The sequence below is a fragment of the Brevibacterium sp. Z349TD_9 genome (assembly GCF_056173565.1).
Window position 1 is genome coordinate 1676065 of the sequence record NZ_CM149680.1, and the last position, 22486, is coordinate 1698550.

Sequence of the window (22486 nt, forward strand, 5' to 3'; positions counted from 1 at the left end):
ATCGCCTACTTCCTGTTCACGAATTGCTGCAATACGACACATACCAGCCTAACGCGATGTGCTCCGCTGTGTGCACATGGGGGACAATAGTGTCATGCGTTTCATTTCACACCAACCGGATCACGATCTCACGTATTCCGACGTGTTCCTTGTCCCCAACTCCTCGTCGCTGACCTCGCGCTTCGACGTCGACCTCACGACCACCGATCCGACAGGGTCCCCGACCCCCATCGTGGCCGCGAACATGACGGCCGTGTCCGGGCGACGGATGGCGGAGACGATGGCCCGCCGAGGCGGCCTGGCAGTCCTGCCGCAGGACATCCCGCTCACCGCCGCCGAGGACACGATCCGCTGGGTGAAGAGCCGGGACCGGGTCTTCGAGTCGGCGCTTCGGTTCTCCGCCGAGGACACCGTCCTCTCCGCCCTCCACGTGCTCGGCAAGCGCGCCCACGGTCTCGGTGCCGTCGTCGACGATGCCGGTCGGCTCGTCGGGGTCATCGACGCCGCCGACCTGCGCGATGTCGATCGCTTCACCGCGGTGGGCGAACTCGTCCAGACCTCCCCGCAGGTCATCCGGGCCGACGAGATCGACTGGGAGGACCAGGAAGCCCTCGCACAGCTGTTCGAGACGATGAACGAGGCGCGCACCGCCTACGCCGCGGTCGTCGATGACGCGGGCGTCCTTCTCGGGGCGCTCACCCCGAAGTCGCTGCTGCGGTCGTCGATCTACACGCCGAACCTCGACGACGGGGGACGTCTCAAGATCGCCACGGCGATCGGCGTCAACGGCAACGCCGTCGAACGGGCGAGCGCGCTCGTGGAGGCCGGAGCCGACACTCTCGTCATCGACACCGCCCACGGCCACCAGGCGAAGATGCTCGACGTCCTCACGGCCGTCGCGGACGCCGACCTCGGTGTGCCCATCGTCGCCGGCAACGTCGTCACCGCCGACGGGGTCCGCGACCTCGTCTCGGCCGGGGCGCAGATCGTCAAGGTCGGCGTCGGTCCGGGAGCGATGTGCACGACGCGGATGATGACGGCGGTGGGACGCCCGCAGTTCTCGGCCGTGCGCGAATGCGCCGAAGCGGCCGCCGAGCTCGGTGCCCACGTCTGGGCCGACGGGGGAGTGCGCTACCCCCGTGACGTCGCGCTCGCACTCGCCGCCGGGGCCTCCCAGGTGATGATCGGCTCGTGGTTCGCCGGCACGCATGAATCCCCGGGCGACCTCCTCGTCGACGGCGAGGGGCGGAAGTACAAGGAGAGCTTCGGCATGGCCTCGGCGCGCGCGGTGGCCAACCGGACGCGCACTGAGTCGGCGTTCTCGCGCGCCCGCAAGGGACTGTTCGAGGAGGGCATCTCCTCGTCGACGATGTACATCGATCCGGCGTCCCCGGGCGTCGAGGACCTCCTCGACTCGATCACCTCCGGGGTGCGCAGCTCATTCACCTACGCCGGAGCCGCGGATCTCGAGGAATTCGCCGATCGGGCGAGCGTGGGCGTGCAGAGCACGGCGGGCTACGAAGAAGGTCGACCTGTGAGCGGAAGTTGGTAGGATCGTCGCATGCAGAGTGACAGTCCCCGCCGGCGGGAAGCCGGCGACCCAGACGATGACCCCCGACCCGTGAGGGTCAGCGGAGACATCGAGACTCTCACCCCGCCCCTGCATGAGGGGGCGCACCGCTGATGGAGTGGCTGTTCCTCGCCCTCGCCCTTCTGCTCATCGCCGGCACGGGCATCTTCGTCGCAGCGGAGTTCTCCCTCCTCACCCTCGACCGCCACACGGCCGACCGAGCCGTCGCCGACGGCGTCGTCGGGGCGAAGACGCTGCGGCAGTCGATGACGCACCTGTCCACGCAGCTCTCCGCCGCGCAGGTCGGCATCACGATCACCACTCTGCTCACGGGTTACCTCATGGAGCCGTCGCTGGGCAGACTGCTCTCCCCGGTCTTCGAGACCTGGGGACTGAGCCCGGGCCTGTCGGAGCCGCTCGCGCTCACCATCGCTCTCATCGTCTCGACGGTGCTGTCGATGATCTTCGGCGAACTCGTTCCGAAGAACCTCGCGATCGCAGTGCCCTTGGCCACCGGGCGCATCGCCGCGCCGATCCAGTACGCGTTCTCCGTCGTGCTCCGCCCGCTCATCGCCGCACTCAACGGCACGGCGAACAAGATCCTGCTCGCCATGGGGATCGAACCGCAGGAGGAGGGCTCTGTCGGGCGCTCCCCGGACGAGCTCACCTCGCTCGTGCGCCACTCCGCCGAGGAGGGCGTCCTCGACGAGCAGACCGCCGGTCTGCTCGAGCGCACCCTGAGCTTCTCCGAGCGCACCGCCGAGGACGTCATGACGCCGCGCACACGGATGTCCTCGGTGGTCAAGGACACCACCGCGCGGCAGATCATCGAGCAGGCGCGTGAGACCGGCTACTCCCGGTTCCCGGTCGCCGGCGAGGACAAGGACCACATCGTCGGCGTCGTCCACGTCAAACAGGCCTTCGCCGTTCCCGTGGCCAACCGCGATGACGCGTACGCGGGAGGGCTGATGACAGAGGTCACGGAGATCCCCGAGACGCTGCGCCTCGACCCGCTGCTCATGGAGCTGCGCGGCAAGGGCATGCAGCTGGCCGTCGTCGTCGACGAGTTCGGCGGCACCGCCGGTGTCGTCACCCTCGAGGACGTCGTCGAGGAACTCGTCGGAGAGGTCGCCGACGAGCACGACAGGATGAGGGTGGCCGCCCGGCCCGCCCGCGACGGCTCGTGGATCGTGCCCGGTCAGCTGCGCCCCGACGAGATCGAGACGACGATCGGGCTGACGATCCCGGAGGACCCCGACTACGAGACCGTCGCCGGCTTCGTCCTCAAGGAGCTCGGTCGGATCCCGGTGCCCGGAGACGAGGTGCGCACGCCCGACGCGCTCATCAGGGTCGAGCGCATGCACGGCCGGCGCATCGAACGCCTCCGGGTGGTGCTGCGCGCCACCGACCACGCACTCTACGAGCAGGAAGGCGGTGCGGCATGAGCGCTGACTGGTTCGGACTCGTCTGGCTCGTCGTCCTGCTGCTCGGCAACTCGTTCTTCGTCGCCGCCGAGTTCGCCATCGTCGCCGCCAAGCGCTCACAGGTCGAGCCCAAGGCCGCCGAGGGCTCCGCCGCCGCGCGCACGGCCCTCTATGCGATGGAGCACGTCTCGCTCATGCTCGCGATCTGCCAGCTCGGCATCACTGTGTGCTCGCTGCTGCTCGGCAACGTCTCTGAGCCGGCGATCCACCATCTGCTCTCCGGGCCACTCGAGGGCCTCGGCATCCCGGCGAGCCTCTCGTCGACGATCTCGTTCATCCTCTCCCTCGGCATCGTCACCTACCTCCATGTCGTCATCGGCGAGATGGTGCCGAAGAACATCGCCCTGGCCACCTCGGGGCGTGCCGTGATGCTGCTCGCTCCGCCGCTGGTGTTCCTCTCCCGCGTCTTCGGCTTCGTCATCCGACCGCTCAACGGACTCGCCAACGCCGTGCTCCGCCTCATCGGCATCGAACCCCGTGACGAGGTCAACGAGGCCTACACGATCGAGCAGGTCGAATCGATCGTCGCCGAGTCGAAGCGCGAGGGCCTGCTCAGCGACGACATCGGACTGCTCAAGGGAGCGCTCGAGTTCAGCGACAAGACCGCCGCCGACATCATGGTGCCGATGTCCGAACTCGTGACGATCAGCGAGAGCGTGACTCCCGACGAGCTCGTCACCCTCGTCGGCCGCACGGGATACTCGCGGTACTTCGTCGTCGACGATGACGGGTATCCGGAGAACTACCTCCACATCAAGGACGTCCTCTACGCCGATCGGGACACCGAGCCGGTGCCGGCGAAGCGGTTCCGCCCGCTCTTCACCGTGCGCGCCGACGACGAGGTCGAGGAGGCGCTCGCGCAGATGCAGAAGGTCGGCATCCACGTCGCCCGGGTCCTCTCGGCCGACGACGAGGTGCTCGGCGTCCTCTTCCTCGAGGACGTCCTCGAGGAGCTCGTCGGCGAGGTCCAGGACGCGATGCAGCGCGGTCGCGCGAACGGCTGAGGTGAGTTCGCCCACATTCGCACGCCCCAACGGTGATCCCGGTCTCCCGAACGGCGTGGCCTGTGTAACGGAATGTAACGATCGATGTGCGCCAGGTCACGGATCAGCGGTGCTCCAACACGCCTGCCCTGGGCGTTCTGCGAGGTCAGAGCCGAAACGTTGCAGAGACATGACTTTCTGTAACAATGCCGTTATAGTGTTGTGACATAAGCTTTTCGGCCGCCTGCCCGACCGCGGGCGTGCAGCACAGCAGACGACAGTTCGGAGTGATATGTCGAGTGACACCTCGACCGTGGAGGCGCCTGTGCGCCGACGCGATCTACGCAAGCAGCACGCCTCCTCGAGCGTTCCCTCTCTCCTCTCCCGGCGCACCGCCGACACGACCCCGCAGACGCGGGAATCCGCATCTCAGCCTCAGTCCCAGCCCCTCTCGCCCCGGCGAGCGGCGATGGCCGCTGAGGCTGCGGCGCAGGCGGGTTCGCCCAGGCGTGCGGCCCTGGCCGCCGAACGCGCCTCGGGAAGCGTCGCCGCCTTCGCGGGCAACCGCGGCTCCGACGGCTCCCTGCTCCGCTCCGTCCGCCGCAAGCGGGTGACCACCGCCTCGGCGCTGGCGACCGTCTCGGTCACCGGCACCGCGATCGCGGCCGTGATGATCGCCGGCAACATGGGCGGCCAGGAGGTCAAGGTCGATGAGACCGCGGCCGCGGCCCCGGCGCGTGCGATCAACGCGGAATCGGTCTCCGCGGACATTCCCGCGACCGACGAGAAGACGAGCATCGAGATCGGCGCTCCCAGCGCCAAGCAGAACAAGGCCGAGGCCGCGTCCCGTGCGATCGAGAAGTCGGTCCTGCCCGGCTGCTCCGGTGAGGCTCCGAAGGGCTCGCCCTCGAACGGCGAGCTGCCCGACGAATGGCTGTGCGGCATCGGCGTCGGCGACCACAAGCTGCGCTCGGACGCCGCTGTCGCCTTCGCCGAGATGAACGCCGCGTTCAAGAAGGACACCGGCAAGGACCTCGGCATCACGGACTCGTACCGTGACATGGCCGGGCAGATCTCGGTCGCGGCCCGCAAGCCGGGTTTCGCCGCCCGCCCGGGCACCTCCAACCACGGCTGGGGTCTCGCGCTCGACCTCGACACCTCGAACTACGACTGGCTCGCCGCCAACGCCGGCAAGTACGGCTGGGAGAACCCGGACTGGGCCAAGGCCAACTCGTACGAGCTGTGGCACTGGGAGTACGTGCCCGGCCGCAAAGGCATGAAGGGCTCCTGAGTCCCGACCCGCTGCGCCGTCCGACACGATCGGGCGGCGTTTTGGGTTCGGATCCCAGTCGGTGATAGCATGACATGCGTTGCCCGCGTAGCTCAGCGGATAGAGCGTCTGCCTCCGGAGCAGAAGGTCGTAGGTTCGAATCCTGTCGCGGGCACAGTGATCCGCCCATCTCCCACGTCGAGATGGGCGGTTCGTCTATCCCGCGCCGACCGCGATCACGAGGACAGTGATGTCGACTCCTTCCCCCGCGCCGAGCAGCTCTGACGAGGCGGTGCTGTGCGCTCGTCACCTGCGCAAGAGCTTCGGCCGCGACGAGACCGCGGTGACTGCGCTCGACGACATCAGCGTCGACTTCGACTCCGGGCGCTTCACCGCCATCATGGGCCCCTCCGGGTCGGGCAAGTCGACGTTCATGCATGTGCTCGCCGGCCTCGACCGCGTCGACTCGGGGGAGATCCTCATGCGCGGCGAGGACATCACCGGACTCGACGACCGGCAGCTGACCCAGCTGCGCCGCGACCGCGTCGGCTTCATCTTCCAGGCCTTCAACCTCGTCCCCACCCTCGATGCCGACCAGAACATCGATCTGCCGGTCTCGCTCGCCCGCGGCTCCGTCGACGAGGCGTGGAAGGCGGAGATCGTCGAGCGCCTCGGCATCGGCGACCGACTCCGGCACCGTCCCCACGAGCTCTCCGGCGGCCAGCAGCAGCGCGTCGCCGTCGCCCGTGCCCTGCTGACGAAGCCCGATGTCGTCTTCGCCGACGAGCCGACGGGCAACCTCGACTCCCTCTCCGGCGCCGAGGTGCTCGACCTCCTCCATGCCGCCGCTGCCCAGTACGGCCAGACGATCATCATGGTCACCCACGACCCCGTCGCCGCAGCCCACGCCGATCGGGTGGTGCTGCTCAAGGACGGTCGTGTGGGCGGTGAGATCGCCGACCCGACGACGGAGACAGTCGTCACCGCCCTGAGCGAGCTGAGCGCGCGATGATCTCCGTGGCCTTCGCCCAGATCCGCGCCCATTGGGCGCGGTTCGCAGCGATCGGTCTCGGCATCGCGCTCGCTGCGGGATTCGTCTCGGCCACCCTCATCATCAACACCTCGCTGCAGGAGAGCCTGCGGGAGGGGATCGGACAGTCGTTCTCCCGGGCCGGAGTCGTCGTCATGCCCGTCACCGGAGCCGCGATCGACCCGCCTGAGGTCGCCGCGGTGACGGAGTCGCTGGCGGGGGTGCCCGGGGTGAGTGCGGTCGAGGTCACCGCCAGCGCCGTCGCCTCGGCGCGCGGCGGCGGAATCGCCGACACCGACTTCGCCGTCACCCCCGCGCCGGGAGATCCCCGACTCGACACGTTCTCCGTCGTCGAGGGATCCCGTCCGCAGGAGCCCACGGACGTCGTCGTCGACACGGCGACGGCTGCCGACCTCGGCGTCGGTGTCGGAGACACCCTGCGGTTCACCACGGCGACCGCCCGGATCGACACCGACACCGATTCGATGCCCGTCTACCGCGGACCGCGGCACTCGGCCACGGACTTCACCGTCGTCGGCATCGCGGAGATGGGCGACGACCCCACCTTCGTCGGCATGCCCCGGGCCCTGACGACGGGGGCGAGCTACCGCGAGCACTTCGCCCGCTCCGGTGACGTCGCCGCCATCCAGCTCGGTCTGTCCTCCGATGCCGACCCGGAAACGGTGCGCTCTGCGATCGAGACCCGCATCGCCGATTCCGTCCTCCGCGACAGGATGGAGACGATGACCGTCGACGAGGCGGTCGACCGCCGGGTCGCGGAGTTCTCCGAGGGCAGCGACTTCATCGCATGGATGCTGCTCGGCTGTGCGGGCATCTCCGTCCTCGTCGCCGTCCTCGTCGTCTCGAACACGTTCTCGGTCATCGTCGCCGGTCGTCGCCGCGAACTCGCCCTGCTCCGCTGCATCGGCGCCTCCCGCCGACAGCTCTACGGCTCGGTCCTCGTCGAAGGCGTGTTCGTCGGACTCCTCGGCTCGCTCCTCGGGGTCATCGCCGGGATCGGGGTGAGCGCCCTGCTCGTTGCCGTCGCCACCCGGGTCTGGAAGGACGAGTTCGCCTACGTCTCGCTCACGGTGCCGGCCTGGACGCTGCTGGCCGGCGTCGTCGTCGGCGTCCTCCTCACCGTGGCGGCGACGATCCGGCCGGCACGCAGCGCGATCGCGGTGACCCCGCTCGAGGCGCTGCAGCCCTTCGACGTCCCCAGCGCTCCGACCTCGCAGTCGCGGGCGCGTGTCCTCTCCGGGTGGGGGAGCATCGTCATCGGCACCCTCGCCGTCGTCCTCGCTCTCGTCTTCGCCGTCGACTCGCCCGTCTGGATCCTCGTCGGCGCCCTCGGCGGCATCCTCGTCGTCGTCGGACTCGTCCTCGGCTCAGGCCAGATCATCCCGCCCGTGGTCTCGTGGATCGGCGACCTCGTCGTCACCCCGTGGGGTCTGCCGGGCCAACTGGCCACGCTCAACACGCTGCGCAACCGCCGCCGCACCGGGTCGACAGCCGCGGCGCTGGTCATCGGCGTCACGCTCGTCTCCACTCTCGTCGTCGGCGGCATGTCGACGAAGGCGACGTTCGGGGCGGGCCTCGAACAGCACTTCCCCGTCGACGTCGCCGTCAACCTCGGCACCGCCGCCGATCAGGACGTCATCGAGGAGATCCGCGACATCGACGGCGTCGCCACGGCGGTGCTCGCGTACCACGGGTCCGTCGTCGACGACGATGCCGAGCTCTACATCGTCGATCCGAGCTCGCTCTCGGCCCTCCTCGGCGAGTCGGCGCCCCCGGTGGTCGCCGGGCGGGTGACGGTGCCTGAGAACTACCCGGGGCAGTCGGTGCAGGTGCAGGGGCTGACGACGGCGACGCTGCCGGTCGAGAAGTCGGGGGAGTCGAGCCGGGCCTACTTCACGACCGCTGACGTCGGCAACAGGATCGGCATCTCCGCGGCGTCGACGGCTGTGCTCATCACCCTGGCCCCCGACCAGAGCGGCTCCGACGTCCTGCGCATCCGGCAGCAGGTCGCCGAGGCACTCGACGTCGCCACCGACGAGGTCATCGGTTCGGCGGTCGAACGCGGGCTCTTCGCCCAGGTCATCGACGTGCTCCTCCTCACGGCCGTCGGCGTCCTCCTCATCGCCGTCCTCATCGCCCTCATCGGGGTCTCGAACACGATCAGCCTCTCGGTCATCGAACGCCGACGGGAGAACTCGCTGCTGCGCGCCCTCGGCCTCAGCCTCGCGCAGCTGCGCGCTCTGCTCGCCTTCGAAGCGGTCCTCATCTCCGTCGTCGCCGCGCTCATCGGGCTCGGCCTCGGCGGGGCCCTGGGCATCGTCGCGACCCGACTCATCACCGTCGACTTCTCATCGGCATTCGTCGTCGACTGGTCGATCCCCGCCTCGCTCGGCATCCTCGCCGTCGCCGTCATCGCCGGGATCCTCTCGGCGCTGGCCCCGGCCCGTCGCGCCGCACGGCTGTCCCCGGTCGAAGGGCTCAAGCAGGAGACCTGACCCTGCCGGTCGCCGGGCACGGCCTCAGTGGTAGAAAGGCACACATGAGACCAGCGTGGACGTCGGGGATCATCCTCACCGGTATCGTCGTCGCCGCATTCAACCTTCGGCCCGGTGTCACCGGACTGTCCCCGCTGCTCGAGACGATGGGCGGCGAGATCCGCCTCGGCGGGACGTTCCTCGCCGTCATCGGCATGCTCCCGCCGCTGCTCTACGGGCTCTGCGGGTTCCTCGCCCCGCGCCTCATCACCCGCTTCTCCGCGATGACGATGACTGTGGCGGCGATGGCCATGATCACCCTCGGACTCGGGGTCCGCGCCCTCGTCTCCGACCCCGGCCTCTTCCTCGCCCTCAGCGTCCTCGCGCTGGCGGGCATGGGGCTGGGCAACGTCGTCGTGCCCCCGATCGTCAAGGCGTACTTCCCGGATCGGGTCGCGTTCGTCTCCACCGTCCACGTCGGTCTCCTCCAGCTCGGGACCTTCGTGCCCCCGCTCGTCGCCGTCCCGCTCGCCCGCGAACTCGGCTGGCGCGGCTCGCTGCTCGTCTGGGTCGCCTGCGCCGGCCTCGCAGTCGCCGTGTGGGGCGTCATCGCCGCGTGCCGTCCCGCCCCGCAGACCGAGGTGAGAGCCGCATCCGTGGGCGGCCGGGAGCTGCGCCGGCTGCTCTCGACCCCGCGGGCCTGGGCGCTGATGACAATGACGGGCATGACCTCGTTCAACAACTTCATCCTCTTCACGTGGCTGCCTCCGCTGCTCACCCGCGCAGGCTTCGACTCCGCGTTCGCCGGAGCCATGCTCGCCCTCGTCACCGCGATCCCGCTCGTCCTCGGCTTCGTCCTCCCGGCAATGGCCGCCAGGCTGCGCTCCTCGGCGGCGATCGTCGTCGCCTTCTGCCTCAGCCTCGCCGCAGGCTACCTCGGCCTCTGGCTCGCCCCGCAGGCGGCCCCGGTGCTGTGGACCGTGCTGCTCGGCATCGGCATCTCCACGTTCCCGCTCGCGCTCACCCTCATCACCCTGCGCTCGCGCGGCCCCGAGGCCTCGGCGGCGCTGTCCGGATTCGTCCAGGGCGGCGGCTACCTGCTCGCCGCGACGGGTCCCCTGCTCTTCGGCCTCCTGGTGGGAGCCGGAGGGAGTCTGTGGCCCGCCTTCGTCCTCGTCCTCGCCTCCGTCGGGATCAAACTCGCCGTCACCGTCCCCGCCACCCGGGCCGGCCATATCTGAGCCAGGCGATTCGGTGCGCAGATCGCGTGCCGAGTACGCTTGACGGGTGACCCCGGAACAGCTGCGCACCGTCCTCGCCGAGGCGGCGGCCGACACCGCCCGGACTGCGCATCCGGCCGATGGTGCGGTGCTGCGTCGTGCCGACGGCAGAACCCCCGGTCACTGGCATTCGAACCTTGCCCTGCGCACCGCGGCTCGCCTCGACGGAGCCGACGCCCATGACGTCGCCGAGCAGTTCGCCGAGGCGCTTCGCCGCCATCCCGACATCGCGGCGGTGACCGTGTCGGGTCCGGGCTTCCTCGGCATCGAGGTGACCGCGGCGAGCCTCCTCGCCGCCGTCTGCGCGATCATCGCCGAGCAGATCGCTGATGCGGAACCGGGCGCTGACGCAGTCCCCGCCGCTGACGCACACACATCCGCCGACGACGGGGATCCGGCACCCGAGGTCCCCGACGGTCCGGCCCGCGCCCTCGACGACGATCCCGTCCACCTCATCCGCCGCAGCCACGCCCACGGCCGCCGACTGCTCCGCAATGCAGCCGCCGCCGGAGTCCCCGGCGGATGCCCGCGCACAGCCGCCAAGGGCGACGTCCGAGTGGGGGAGGCCCGACCGGACTCAGCCGAGATCGTCGGCGCCGAGACCCTCGACACCGCCGAGCGGAGCCTGCTCGTCCACGTCACCGAGGCGGCAGACACCCTCGCGCGCACGCGGGACCCGGCGGCGCTGACCGCAACGCTCGCCGACCTCGCCCACGCCTACCTCGACTGGGCGGCGAGCCACACGCTCGTCCCCACTCTCGACGCCGACATCACCGCCGTCCACGCCGCCCGGGCCGTACTCGTCGATGCTGTGACCACCGTCCTCGCCCGAGGACTGAGACTGCTGGGCGTGCGCGCCCCGGAGAGGATGTAGATGCCCGCTCACATCGCAGGCCCCCTGCACGCGACGCCCGCCCCCGTGTGGCTGCCCTATCCCGACGACGTCAACGCCGTCATGCCGAGCCTGTGGTCGGACAACGTCGCCAAGGACTCAGACGGCGTCCTCACTGTCGCCGGTCACCCCGTGACCGACCTCGCCGAACGCTTCGGCACGCCGACGTTCGTCTTCGACGTCGACGACTTCGTCTCCCGCGCAGAGCTCTTCCGCCAGGCGTACTCGGCCGCATTCGCTCCGGAGCACGGGCTTGCCGGCGCCGACGTCTTCTACGCGGGCAAGGCGTTCCTCTGCACGGCGGTGGCCCGGTGGGTGCACGAGGCCGGACTGGGACTCGACACGTGCTCGCTCGGAGAGATGATGATCGCCCGCGCCGCCGGAGTCCCCGGGGCGAGCGTGGGCCTGCACGGGAACAACAAGTCCGTCGCCGAACTCGAGTACGCCCTCGACTACGGGGTGGGACGGATCATCGTCGACAGCCTCGACGAGATCGACCGTCTCGAGACCATCGCCGCGGCCAAGGGCGTCGTCGCGCCTGTGATGCTGCGCGTCACCGTCGGCGTCGAAGCCCATACCCACGACTTCATCGCCACCGCCCACGAGGACCAGAAGTTCGGTCTCTCCGTGTCCGCGGGCAAGGCGAGCGCCGCCGCCGCGCGCGTCGTCGACTCCGCCCACCTGCGCCTCGACGGGCTCCACTCGCACATCGGCTCCCAGATCTTCGACATCTCCGGCTTCCAGGTCGCCGCCGCCCGCGTGCTCGCCCTGCGCGCCGAGATCATGGCCACCCACGGCGTCGACCTCCCCGAGGTCGACCTCGGCGGCGGCTTCGGGATCCGCTACACCTCGCAGGACACGCCGATCCCCGTCGCCGAGATGGCCTCCGAACTCGCCGCCGTCGTCGCCAAGGAGTGCCGCGGACTGGGCACGAACGTCCCGCGGATCTCGATCGAGCCGGGCCGGGCGATCGTCTCGCCCGCGGTGTTCACGCTCTACCGCGTCGGCACCGTCAAGGAGGTCGTCACCGACGAAGGTGTGCGCACCTACGTCGCCGTCGACGGCGGGATGAGCGACAACATTCGGACAGCTCTCTACGACGCCGACTATTCGTGTACCTTGGCCAATCGGAACTCGCCCGCCGCTCCCGTCGTCGTCCGCGTCGTCGGCATGCACTGCGAGTCCGGCGACGTCATCGTCCGTGACGAGTACATGGGCGGTGACGTGGCACCCGGCGACCTCGTCGCCGTTCCCGGCACCGGCGCCTACTGTCGGTCGCTGTCGAGCAATTACAATCATGTCACTCGGCCGGGGGTGCTCGCCGTGACACGGGATAGGGTGGAGTGGATCGTCACCCCGGAGACGTACTCGCAGCTCTTCGCGAGCGACCCGGGGATGGCGGACCCGACCACCGACGGGAAGAATCCTGATCCGGCAGAGCGCTGAGATCACCTGCGAACCACCGAGAACCACTGAGAACAGAGAGTAAGCCATGCAGCCTTTGAAAGTCGCCATGCTCGGATGCGGAGTCGTCGGCTCGGAAGTCGCCGCCCGACTCCAGTCGCGGGCTGAGGCGCTCGAGGAGCGCATCGGCGCTCCGCTCGTGCTCACCGCGGTCGTCGTCCGCGACCCGGACAAGGAGCGGCCCGGTGTCGATGCGAGCGTGCTCACCACCGACGCCGAGGCGGCGATCGACGGTGCGGACATCGTCATCGAGCTCATGGGCGGCATCGAGCCCGCGAAGACGCTCATCACCCGTGCACTCGCCCAGGGCTCGTCCGTCGTCACCGCGAACAAGGCGCTGCTCGCCGCCGCCTACGGCGAACTCATGGCCGCCGCCGACGACTCCGAGGTCCGCCTCGAGCACGAAGCGGCCGTGGCCGGAGCGATCCCGATCATCCGCCCCGTCGGCGACTCGCTCGCGGGAGACCGGATCGATCGGATCATGGGCATCGTCAACGGCACGACGAACTACATCCTCGACCAGATGGACTCGCAGGGCTGGGACTTCGACGCAGCCCTGGCCTCGGCGCAGGAGCTCGGATACGCCGAAGCCGACCCGACAGCGGACATCGGCGGTCACGATGCCGCTGCCAAGGCCGCGATCCTCTCCTCCCTCGCCTTCCACGCACCGGTGACGATCGACGACGTCCACGTCGAGGGCATCACCGGCATCACCGCGGAGATGGTCGAGACGGCGAAGGACCAGGGCTTCGTCATCAAGCTGCTCGCCGTGTGCGAACGCGTGACGGACTCACCGGCCGGTGCGGGACTCTCCGCGCGGGTCTACCCGGCGCTGCTGCCGCGCACCCACCCGCTCGCCTCCGTCCACGGAGCGTTCAACGCCGTGTTCGTCGAGGCCGAGGCCGCAGGGTCGCTGATGTTCTACGGCCAGGGGGCCGGGGGAGCCCCGACCGCCTCGGCGGTGCTCGGCGACGTCGTCTCCGTCGCCCGGCGCAAGGTGCTCGGCGGGCGCGGACAGTACGAACGCCCCTTTCACCCCGAACGCAGGGTGCTGCCGATCTCGGCCATCACCACCCGCTACCACATCACCCTCGACGTCGTCGACCGTCCCGGCGTGCTCGCCGCGGTCTCCGAGGTCTTCGCCGACGAGGGTGCGTCGATCGAGCTCATGCGCCAGACCATCGGCGAGGTCGACGACGAGGGGATCCAGCACGCGAAGCTCGTGCTGGCCACCCATGAGAACACCGACGCTGCGCTCTCACGCACGGTCGACCGCCTCGGCGACCTCGACGTGGTGCGCGCAGTCGCCTCCGTCATCCGGGCGGAGGGCCAGTGAGCGAGACGAAGGACCAGACCCCCGTGACGAACAGCCAGTACCCCCGCCACCAGTGGCAGGGCGTCATCGACGAATACCGCAGCCTGCTCGACATCGCCGCCGACATCCCGTCTGTCACCCTCGGAGAGGGCGGAACTCCGCTCATCCGCGCGGAGAAGCTCAGTGCGATGACCGGCGCCGAGGTGTGGGTCAAGTACGAAGGCCTCAACCCGACCGGATCGTTCAAGGACCGCGGGATGACGATGGCGATCACGAAGGCGAAGGCGCACGGGGCGAAGGCCGTGATCTGCGCGTCGACGGGCAACACCTCCGCCTCGGCTGCCGCGTACGCGACGAAGGCGGGCCTCACGTGCGCCGTGCTCGTGCCCGCGGGCAGGATCGCGCCGGGGAAGATGAGCCAGGCCGTCGCCCACGGGGCGACGCTGCTCGAGGTCGACGGGAACTTCGACGACTGCCTCACCCTGTGCCGGAAGCTCTCCGAGTCCTACCCCGTCCACCTCGTCAACTCCGTCAACCCCGACCGCATCGAGGGCCAGAAGACGGCGTCCTTCGAGGTCGTCGACGTCCTCGGCGACGCCCCCGACATCCACGTCCTGCCCGTCGGCAACGCCGGCAACATCACCGCGTACTGGAAGGGCTACCACCAGTACCACGGGATCGGCGTCTCGACGCGCCTGCCGCAGATGTGGGGCTTCCAGGCCGCCGGAGCGGCCCCGCTCGTCCTCGGCCACCCCGTGACCGATCCGGACACGATCGCCACGGCGATCCGCATCGGCAACCCCGCCAGCTGGGACCGGGCGATCGAGGCCCGCGACGCCTCGGGCGGACTCATCGACTCGGTCACCGATGAGGAGATCCTCGCCGCGCACAAGGTCCTCTCGCGTGAGGAGGGGATCTTCGTCGAACCCGGGTCGGCCGCCTCGGTGGCGGGTCTGCTCAAGATGTCGGAGGCGGGCGGGGTCCCGGCCGGCGCACGGATCGCCGTCACCGTCACCGGCCACGGTCTCAAGGACCCGAGCTGGGCGCTGCACACCGCTGACGGGTCGGAGATCGAACCGGTGCGCGTGCCGGTCGACGCCGTCAGCGCCGCCCGCGCACTCGGGCTCGAGGACGAGTGATCCGGCGTCTGCGGATCGAGGTGCCGGCGACCTCGGCGAACCTCGGCCCCGGCTACGACTCGTTCGGCCTCGCCCTCGGCCTCGTCGACACCCTCGAACTCACCGTCCACGACGCCCCGGTCGATCCGACCGCCGTCGTCACGATCACCGGGGAGAGCGCCGCCGAGCTGCCCCGGGACGGTTCCCATCTCATCGTCTCAGTCCTCCGCGAGGTGCTCGCCGAGATCGCCCCGGATGCCCACGCGGAGCTGCTGCCGAGGATCACGCTCGAATGCACCAACCGGATCCCGCATTCTAGGGGACTGGGGTCCTCGGCAGCGGCCGTGGTCGCGGGCATCGCCCTGGCCGGCAGGCTCGGCGAGGCGGCCGGAGGGCGGGGGCTGACCCCGGAGGAGATCCTCGAGCGCGCCGCCGTGATCGAGGGGCATCCCGACAACGCGGCACCGGCGATCTTCGGGGGACTGACGATCTCCCTCTCGGATCCCGCGCGGGCATGGAACGTCCCCGTGCGCACGCTGTCTGCGGTCACAGTTCTCGTGCCCGAGGAGCGGCTGGACACGCTCACCGCCCGCGGCGCCATCCCCGCGGTCGTCGACCATGCCGTCGCCGCGGAGAACGCTGCGCGCACGGGCCTGCTCGTCCATGCGCTCACCGAGGACCGGGACGCCCTGTTCGACGCGACCGCCGATCGCCTCCACCAGGAGGCCCGCCGATCGGCCTACCCGGGCTCGATGGACCTCGTCGACGCCCTGCGCTCCCGCGGGATCCCCGCGGTGATCTCCGGAGCCGGGCCGACAGTGCTCGCGCTCACCGAATCCGTTCCCGCCGAGGCGGTCCCGCCCGGCGTGCGCATCCTCACCGTCGACATCGATGAGGAGGGCTGCCGCATCGCCGACGTCGTGTGAGACACGACACAGAACTCGCGTGAGACGGGATTCGCAACATCGGCTCGCTGCGGGTACACTGAACGGTGTTCCTCCGATGAGCGGACTTCCGTGGCAGTCGCCGCGGACTCCACATCGATTCTTCTGGAACATCTCCTGCTCAGTCTTTAGCAGGACGACTTTCACAATGCACCGTCAAGGGTGTTTCCGTCGCCGTGGGACTACGGCTCTTGCCGCACGGCCGAATGAGGGAGAAGGACCTTCGTGTCTGAAACCACAACCCCGGATTCCACACCGCGCACCGGCAGTCTGACCGCTCTGCGCCTTCCCCAGCTGCAGGAGATGGCAGCCGGAATGGGAATCAAAGGATACCGTCGACTTCGCAAGGGCGAACTCATCGACGCCATCAACAACCAGGGCGGCTCGAACGCGCCCGCCGCCGACTCGGCTCCGGCCGTGACCACCGAGGACGCCAAGCGCTCCCGCCGTCCCGCGCGCCGCAGCGCCGCCTCCGCCTCTCGCGCGGATCAGCAGACCGAGGACGCGCAGTCCGCCGAGGCGACCGCCCCCGAGGCCCGCACCGAGACCGAGACCCAGGCGCCCGAGGGCGACGAGCAGGGTCAGGACCGCCAGCGCAGCCGCCGGAGCCGTTCGCGCTCCCGCGGCGGTGACGCCGAGGCCGAGACGCAGTCCGCCGAGGCGCGTGACGATTCCGCTGAGCGCGGAAACCGTCGAGGCCGCCGCGGTGACGACGACCGCCGCGGCGACGACCGCAAGGGCGACCGCGACAACGACCGCCGGGACAACGACCGGCGGGGCGAGGACCGCAAGGGAGACCGTGACAACGACCGCAAGGGCGAGCGGGGCGGCAATGACCGTCGCGGCCGTCAGGGCGAGGGCGATGACCGTGGCGACGACCGCGGCAATCGCAACGACCGTCGTGACAACGACCGTCGCGACAACGACCGTCGCAACCGCGACGATGACGAGCGCGGTGGCCGCCGCGGTCGGGGACGGGACCGCAAGCGCCGCGGACGCGGCGGCGACGAGCCGGAGATCCGCAGCGACGACGTCCTCATCCCCGTCGGCGGCATCCTCGACGTCCACGACAACTACGCCTTCCTCCGCACCTCGGGCTACCTGCCCGGGCCCAACGACGTCTACGTCTCGGCCTCGATGGTGCGCAAGAACGGTCTGCGCAAGGGCGACGCCGTCGCCGGCGCGATCCGTCAGCCGCGGGAGAACGAGCGCGGGGGCAAGCGTGAGAAGTTCGACGCCCTCGTCCGCCTCGACTCGGTCAACGGACTGAGCGTCGACGATGCGAAGGGCCGCGTCGAGTTCTCGAAGCTCACGCCCCTCTACCCGCAGGAGCGTCTGCGCCTCGAGACCACCTCGAAGCTCCAGTCGACGCGCCTCATCGATCTCGTCACGCCGATCGGCAAGGGCCAGCGCGGCCTCATCGTCGCCCCGCCCAAGGCCGGCAAGACGACGATCATGCAGCAGGTCGCCAACGCGATCACGGAGAACAATCCGGAAGTCCACCTCATGGTCGTCCTCGTCGACGAACGCCCCGAAGAGGTCACGGACATGCAGCGCGCCGTCAAGGGCGAGGTCATCGCCTCGACCTTCGACCGTCCCGCCGACGACCACACGACGATCGCCGAACTCGCCATCGAGCGCGCCAAGCGCCTCGTCGAGATGGGCTCCGACGTCGTCGTCCTCCTCGACAACATCACGCGCCTGGGCCGGGCGTACAACATCGCGCAGCCGGCCTCGGGCCGCATCCTCTCCGGTGGTGTCGACGCGAACGCGCTCTACCCGCCGAAGAAGTTCTTCGGCGCCGCCCGCAACATCGAGGGCGGCGGCTCCCTGACGATCCTCGCCACCGCGCTCGTCGAGACGGGCTCGAAGATGGACGAGGTGATCTTCGAGGAGTTCAAGGGCACCGGCAACATGGAGCTGCGTCTGTCCCGCCAGCTCGCGGACAAGCGCATCTTCCCGGCCGTCGACGTCAACGCCTCGTCGACGCGTCGCGAGGAGATGCTCATGACGCCGGAGGAGACCAAGGTGATGTGGCGCCTGCGCCGCCTCCTCTCGGGTCTCGAGCAGCAGCAGGCCGTCGAACTCCTCATGTCCAAGCTCAAGGAGACCGGCTCGAACGCCGAGTTCCTCATGCAGGTGCAGAAGACGACGCCGCTGCCGAAGTCCTCGACCGACGAACACTGAGATGACTGACAGCCTCAGGGCCAGTGTGAGCATGGTCGTCGACGAGCATGCGAGGCTGTCCGAGGAGCTCTCCGACCCGGCCGTGCACGCTGATGCCGGCCGGGCCCGGAAGCTCACCCGCAGGTACTCAGAACTCGACCGCATCGTCGCCGCCGCCAAGCGCGTCGATGCCCTCGGCGACGACCTCGCCGCCGCCGAGGAGCTCAGCGCCGAGGATCCCGACCTTGCCGCCGAGGCCGAGCGCCTGCGCACCGAGCAGGCCGAGGCCGAGGCCGAACTCCGCGATCTCCTCGTTCCCCGCGACCCCGACGACGCCCGTGACGCGATCGTCGAGATCAAGGCGGGGGAGGGCGGCGACGAGTCCGCGCTCTTCGCCGGGGACCTGCTGCGGATGTACCAGCGCTGGATCGACTCCCACGGCTGGTCCTCGCAGATCCTCACCGCCACGCACTCCGACCTCGGCGGCTACAAGGACGTCACCCTCGCCGTCAAGGCCGGCGACGACGGCGCCTACGGGTGGCTGAAGTTCGAAGGCGGCGTCCACCGCGTCCAGCGCGTGCCCGTCACGGAGTCCCAGGGACGCATCCACACCTCGGCGGCGGGAGTCCTCGTCTTCCCCGAGGTCGACGAGCCCGAAGAGGTCCGCCTCGAGGAGAACGAGCTGCGCATCGACGTCTACCGGTCCTCGGGACCGGGCGGGCAGTCGGTGAACACGACCGATTCGGCCGTGCGCATCACCCACCTGCCCACGGGCATCACCGCGAGCTGCCAGAACGAGAAGTCGCAGCTGCAGAACAAGGAGGCGGCCCTGCGGATGCTGCGCGCCCGGATCCTGGCCAAGCAGGCCGAGGAGGCGGCGGCGGAGGCCGCTGACATCCGCCGTTCGCAGGTGCGCACCGTCGACCGCTCCGAGCGGATCCGGACGTACAACTTCCCGGAGAACCGCATCACCGACCACCGCACCGGCTTCAAGGCGTACAACCTCGATCAGGTCCTCGCCGGCGACCTCGACCCCGTCGTCGGCTCGAACCGCGACGCCGACCGAGCCGCACGACTCGATGCCCTGGGAGACTGAGCTGGACCCGAGCACCCGCGCGGTCGAACAGGACGTTCCCACCCTGCTCAGGGCAGGAGTGCGCGTCCTCACCGAGGCCGGCGTCCCCTCGCCGGACGCCGATGCCGCCGCGCTGCTCGCCCATGCGTGGGAGATCGACGAGACAGACCTCTCCCGCAGGCGCCTCTTCTCAGACGCCGTGCCGGCCGAGGTCGCCGCCGGTTTCGCCCGCCTCGTCGCCGAACGCGCGCGCCGCATCCCGCTCCAGCACCTCACCGGAGTCGCCCACTTCCGCCGCCTGAGCCTGCGGGTCGGTCCCGGCGTCTTCGTCCCCCGACCGGAGACCGAACTCCTCGTCACCGAGGTCCTCGATCACCTCGCGCACGGCGACGGTGGGGCACCCCCGCTCGTCGTCGACCTCTGCTCGGGCTCGGGAGCGATCGCCCTCTCCGTCGCGCTCGAACACCCCGGGGTCCGCGTCATCGGCATCGAACGTGAGGCTTCCGCGCTGTCGTGGTCGCAGTCGAATCGCGTCGACCTCGACCTCGGCACCTCGACCGTCGACCTCCTCGCCGGGGACGCGACGACGGTGGCAGTCGATCACCCGGAACTCGCCGGCACCGTCGACGTCGTCGTGACGAACCCGCCGTATGTCCCCGACGCCGCCGTTCCCCGCGATCCCGAGGTCCGCGATCACGATCCCGCGGCCGCTCTCTACGGGGGCGCCTCGGGACTCGAGCTGCCCGCCCTCCTCATCGCGCAGGCGGTGGTGCTGCTGCGGCCGGGCGGTCTCTTCGTCATGGAGCACGCCGAGGACCAGGGGGCCGGGGTGCGTGAGATCGTCGCCGGCACGCCGGGGCTGAGCGGGGCGGCCACGTTCCCGGACTACACTGGACGCGACCGCTATACGGTGGCCCGTCGCGACTCCGCGGCGTCCCCGATGAGAAACGGAGAATGAGTGTCCCGTCGATTCGACGTCACCCAGGCCGACATCCGCGACCTCGTCCTCGACGAGTGCGCCCGCGTGGTCGAGGCGGGGAACCTCCTCGTCATCCCCACCGACACGGTCTACGGGATCGCAGCCGATGCCTTCAACGCCTCCGCCGTCGCGGCCCTGCTCGCCGCGAAGGGACGCGGACGGGACATGCCGCCTCCGGTGCTCGTGCCGAGGTCGGAGACGGTGTTCGGACTCGTCGACGGCGTCGATGAGACCGTGCTCGCGCTCACCGCGCGGTTCTGGCCGGGACCGCTGACGATCATCGCCGCGGCTCAGCCGTCCCTCGACTGGGATCTCGGGGAGACCCACGGCACCGTCGCCGTGCGCATGCCCGACGACGAGCACGCCCTCGCCCTGCTCTCGCGCACCGGTCCGCTCGCGGTCTCGAGCGCGAACCTCTCCGGCAGACCCGCGGCGACGACCGCCGACGAGGCCCAGGACATGCTCGGCACCGACGTCGAGATCTACCTCGACGGGGGAGAGCGCACCTCCGGCCAGTCGTCGACGATCGTCGACCTCTCCGGGGACGTCCCCCGCATCGTCCGCCGGGGACCGATCAGCGCCGAGGAGCTGCGCGAGATCGTCCCCGACCTTGCTGACCTGGACGGCTGAGTGCGCGCCTACCTCTTCATCCTCGTCGTCTCCGCACTGGTGGCGTACCTGCTCACGCCCATGGTCCGGAGAGTCGCCGAACGAGGACTGATCTTCTCGCCCCTGCGCGAACGCGACGTCCACTCCGTTCCCACGCCGAGGCTGGGCGGGGTCGCGATGTTCGGTGCTGTCGTCGTCGGCCTCGTGTTCGCCTCCCAGACTCCGTTCCTCGCCCGGATCTTCGTGGACATGGGGCCGATCATCGGCGTGGCAGGCGCCGCGGCGCTGCTGTGCATCCTTGGCGTCATCGACGACATCTGGGATCTGCACTGGATCACGAAGCTCGCCGGGCAGGCGCTGGCCGCCGGCTTCATGGCGATCAACGGCGTCGCCCTGCTCTCGATCCCCTTCGGTGGAGTGATCATCGGCTCTCCACGGATGTCGATCATCATCACCATCCTCGTCGTCCTCGTGACGATCAACGCCGTGAACTTCGTCGACGGCCTCGACGGTCTCGCCGCGGGCGTCGTCGCGATCGGCGGCAGCGCGTTCTTCATCTACTCGTACTGGCTGGCCACCGACGCCTCGCCGGACTCGTACGCGAACCTCGCCTCGCTCATCATCGCCATCCTCGTCGGTGCGTGCCTCGGTTTCCTCCCGCACAACTTCAATCCCGCCCGCATCTTCATGGGCGATTCGGGCTCGATGCTCATCGGACTCCTGCTGGCCGCCTCGACGATCCGGGTCACCGGTCAGGTCGATCCCGCGCTCATCGGCCAGGAGCGCGTGTTCGCGACGTACCTGCCGATCATCCTTCCCGTCGCCGTGATGTTCCTGCCGCTGCTCGACCTCGGCCTCGCCGTCGTGCGCAGGCTCATGGCAGGACAGTCGCCGTTCTCCGCCGATGCCAAGCACCTCCACCACCGGATGCTCCGGCTCGGCCACTCACACGCCCGGGCCGTCCTCATCCTCTACACGTGGACGGCGCTCATCGCCTTCGGCTCGGTCATGCTCCTCCTCATGCCGGCGCTGCTCGTCATCGCGATCATCGGCACGCTCTTCGCCATTACCCTCGTCTTCACGTTCTACCCGCTGCGGATCCGCCGCCATGCCCGAGAGGAGATCTCGTGACCGATCGACAGCCTGCAGAGGAGACCGCGGTCCAGGCCGCCTGGACCCGCGTGTGGAGGACGATGCTCATCCGCGGGGCGATCCTCGTCGCCGTCGTCGCGGCAGGCGGCATGGGCATCGGATGGCTCGTCGCCGGACCCCGCGGCTTCGCCGGGGGAGCGGTCGGCGGGGGACTGGCAGCGATCTTCATCATCGTCACCCTCGTCATCATGTACGTCGGGCGCAATATGGGCCTGACCGCGATTGCCGGCTTCCTCGGCATGGGCTTCCTCTTCAAGGCGTTCGTCTTCATGATCGTCATCTGGCGGCTCAAGGACGCGGCGTGGCTCGACGGCACGGTGGCGTTCGCGACGATCGTCGTCGCCGTCATCGGATCCTCGCTCGTCGAAGCGCTCACTGTCGTCAGAGGCCGTGTGCCCTACGTCGATCCCGAGGCGGGCACGGGCCGCTGAACACCGGCGACAGGGGGCTGCCAGGGTTCGCACAGCGCAGATCCATGGATTTGTCGGCGCTCTCTACCATTGGTAGAGTAGTTCCGGTGCTGGAGCCGTGTCGCTCCATGTCGCTCCTGAACCGCTCGCCGCGCACTCATCGCGCAGCCGAAGGCCAGGCCATCTTGGGCCAATGACCATGGGAGAGAAACATAAACGTGGGTACACTCAACGCCGCGCAGACAATGAT

Annotated in this window: 18 protein-coding genes and 1 tRNA gene; all 19 read left to right on the forward strand. The window is 69.6% G+C overall.

Annotated features, from left to right (window positions below):
• The first annotated feature begins 94 nt into the window (after nucleotides 1-94).
• The 19 genes from guaB1 to AC0VYB_RS07670 all read left to right on the forward strand — a co-directional run bounded on the left by guaB1 (nucleotide 95) and on the right by AC0VYB_RS07670 (nucleotide 22257).
• Nucleotides 95-1552 (forward strand): GMP reductase, encoded by a 1458-nt coding sequence (guaB1, locus tag AC0VYB_RS07580; protein WP_009375267.1) that lies wholly within the window; start codon nucleotides 95-97, stop codon nucleotides 1550-1552.
• A gap of 131 nt (nucleotides 1553-1683) precedes the next feature.
• Nucleotides 1684-3015, forward strand: coding sequence for a hemolysin family protein (locus AC0VYB_RS07585; RefSeq protein ID WP_009375269.1), 1332 nt, complete (start codon nucleotides 1684-1686; stop codon nucleotides 3013-3015).
• Nucleotides 3012-4058 (forward strand): hemolysin family protein, encoded by a 1047-nt coding sequence (locus AC0VYB_RS07590; RefSeq protein ID WP_009375271.1) that lies wholly within the window; start codon nucleotides 3012-3014, stop codon nucleotides 4056-4058. Before AC0VYB_RS07585 ends, AC0VYB_RS07590 begins: the two co-directional genes overlap by 4 nt.
• A gap of 271 nt (nucleotides 4059-4329) precedes the next feature.
• Nucleotides 4330-5328, forward strand: a complete 999-nt coding sequence (locus AC0VYB_RS07595; protein WP_040340968.1) for a M15 family metallopeptidase — start codon at nucleotides 4330-4332, stop codon at nucleotides 5326-5328.
• Nucleotides 5329-5409: 81 nt separating this feature from the next.
• Nucleotides 5410-5482 (forward strand) — tRNA-Arg (locus tag AC0VYB_RS07600).
• Nucleotides 5483-5557: 75 nt separating this feature from the next.
• Nucleotides 5558-6319: an ABC transporter ATP-binding protein gene (locus AC0VYB_RS07605; protein WP_009375275.1), complete on the forward strand. Its 762-nt coding sequence runs from the start codon at nucleotides 5558-5560 to the stop codon at nucleotides 6317-6319.
• Nucleotides 6316-8853: an FtsX-like permease family protein gene (locus tag AC0VYB_RS07610; RefSeq protein WP_095375831.1), complete on the forward strand. Its 2538-nt coding sequence runs from the start codon at nucleotides 6316-6318 to the stop codon at nucleotides 8851-8853. The genes AC0VYB_RS07605 and AC0VYB_RS07610 overlap by 4 nt, the downstream gene beginning before the upstream one ends.
• A gap of 44 nt (nucleotides 8854-8897) precedes the next feature.
• The gene (locus AC0VYB_RS07615; protein ID WP_095375832.1) at nucleotides 8898-10073 is read left to right on the forward strand and encodes an MFS transporter; all 1176 of its coding nucleotides are present in this window, start codon (nucleotides 8898-8900) and stop codon (nucleotides 10071-10073) included.
• Between the two features lie 46 nt (nucleotides 10074-10119).
• On the forward strand, nucleotides 10120-10986 hold the full coding sequence (locus AC0VYB_RS07620; protein WP_131248535.1) for a DALR anticodon-binding domain-containing protein: 867 nt from the start codon (nucleotides 10120-10122) through the stop codon (nucleotides 10984-10986).
• Complete coding sequence (lysA, locus tag AC0VYB_RS07625) at nucleotides 10987-12450, forward strand: diaminopimelate decarboxylase (RefSeq protein ID WP_095375834.1); 1464 nt, start codon at nucleotides 10987-10989, stop codon at nucleotides 12448-12450.
• A 46-nt stretch (nucleotides 12451-12496) separates the two neighbouring features.
• Nucleotides 12497-13804 (forward strand): homoserine dehydrogenase, encoded by a 1308-nt coding sequence (locus AC0VYB_RS07630; RefSeq protein ID WP_040340970.1) that lies wholly within the window; start codon nucleotides 12497-12499, stop codon nucleotides 13802-13804.
• Nucleotides 13801-14922, forward strand: coding sequence for a threonine synthase (gene thrC, locus AC0VYB_RS07635; protein WP_176472451.1), 1122 nt, complete (start codon nucleotides 13801-13803; stop codon nucleotides 14920-14922). Before AC0VYB_RS07630 ends, thrC begins: the two co-directional genes overlap by 4 nt.
• Nucleotides 14919-15827, forward strand: coding sequence for a homoserine kinase (gene thrB / locus AC0VYB_RS07640; protein WP_009375286.1), 909 nt, complete (start codon nucleotides 14919-14921; stop codon nucleotides 15825-15827). The genes thrC and thrB overlap by 4 nt, the downstream gene beginning before the upstream one ends.
• A 243-nt stretch (nucleotides 15828-16070) precedes the next feature.
• Nucleotides 16071-18032 (forward strand): transcription termination factor Rho, encoded by a 1962-nt coding sequence (rho, locus tag AC0VYB_RS07645; protein ID WP_131248536.1) that lies wholly within the window; start codon nucleotides 16071-16073, stop codon nucleotides 18030-18032.
• Nucleotide 18033: 1 nt separating this feature from the next.
• Nucleotides 18034-19107 (forward strand): peptide chain release factor 1, encoded by a 1074-nt coding sequence (gene prfA / locus AC0VYB_RS07650; protein ID WP_475385114.1) that lies wholly within the window; start codon nucleotides 18034-18036, stop codon nucleotides 19105-19107.
• On the forward strand, nucleotides 19091-20044 hold the full coding sequence (prmC, locus tag AC0VYB_RS07655) for a peptide chain release factor N(5)-glutamine methyltransferase (protein ID WP_063249735.1): 954 nt from the start codon (nucleotides 19091-19093) through the stop codon (nucleotides 20042-20044). Before prfA ends, prmC begins: the two co-directional genes overlap by 17 nt.
• Nucleotides 20045-20695, forward strand: a complete 651-nt coding sequence (locus tag AC0VYB_RS07660) for an L-threonylcarbamoyladenylate synthase (protein ID WP_009375300.1) — start codon at nucleotides 20045-20047, stop codon at nucleotides 20693-20695.
• On the forward strand, nucleotides 20696-21805 hold the full coding sequence (locus AC0VYB_RS07665; protein WP_009375302.1) for an MraY family glycosyltransferase: 1110 nt from the start codon (nucleotides 20696-20698) through the stop codon (nucleotides 21803-21805). It abuts the gene before it with no gap.
• A complete protein-coding gene (locus tag AC0VYB_RS07670) occupies nucleotides 21802-22257 on the forward strand; it encodes a Cg1360 family ATP-synthase-associated protein (RefSeq protein ID WP_009375304.1) in 456 nt (151 codons plus the stop codon). The genes AC0VYB_RS07665 and AC0VYB_RS07670 overlap by 4 nt, the downstream gene beginning before the upstream one ends.
• Nucleotides 22258-22486: the final 229 nt, after the last annotated feature.

Bases quoted from the DNA above. Each gene is read 5' to 3' on its own strand.
- AC0VYB_RS07610 (WP_095375831.1), top strand. From the start codon at position 6,316: ATGATCTCCGTGGCCTTCGCCCAGATCCGCGCCCATTGGGCGCGGTTC.
- prfA (WP_475385114.1), top strand. From the start codon at position 18,034: ATGACTGACAGCCTCAGGGCCAGTGTGAGCATGGTCGTCGACGAGCAT.
- prmC (WP_063249735.1), top strand. From the start codon at position 19,091: ATGCCCTGGGAGACTGAGCTGGACCCGAGCACCCGCGCGGTCGAACAG.
- AC0VYB_RS07615 (WP_095375832.1), top strand. From the start codon at position 8,898: ATGAGACCAGCGTGGACGTCGGGGATCATCCTCACCGGTATCGTCGTC.
- AC0VYB_RS07595 (WP_040340968.1), top strand. From the start codon at position 4,330: ATGTCGAGTGACACCTCGACCGTGGAGGCGCCTGTGCGCCGACGCGAT.
- lysA (WP_095375834.1), top strand. From the start codon at position 10,987: ATGCCCGCTCACATCGCAGGCCCCCTGCACGCGACGCCCGCCCCCGTG.
- AC0VYB_RS07585 (WP_009375269.1), top strand. From the start codon at position 1,684: ATGGAGTGGCTGTTCCTCGCCCTCGCCCTTCTGCTCATCGCCGGCACG.
- AC0VYB_RS07590 (WP_009375271.1), top strand. From the start codon at position 3,012: ATGAGCGCTGACTGGTTCGGACTCGTCTGGCTCGTCGTCCTGCTGCTC.
- AC0VYB_RS07630 (WP_040340970.1), top strand. From the start codon at position 12,497: ATGCAGCCTTTGAAAGTCGCCATGCTCGGATGCGGAGTCGTCGGCTCG.
- AC0VYB_RS07605 (WP_009375275.1), top strand. From the start codon at position 5,558: ATGTCGACTCCTTCCCCCGCGCCGAGCAGCTCTGACGAGGCGGTGCTG.
- guaB1 (WP_009375267.1), top strand. From the start codon at position 95: ATGCGTTTCATTTCACACCAACCGGATCACGATCTCACGTATTCCGAC.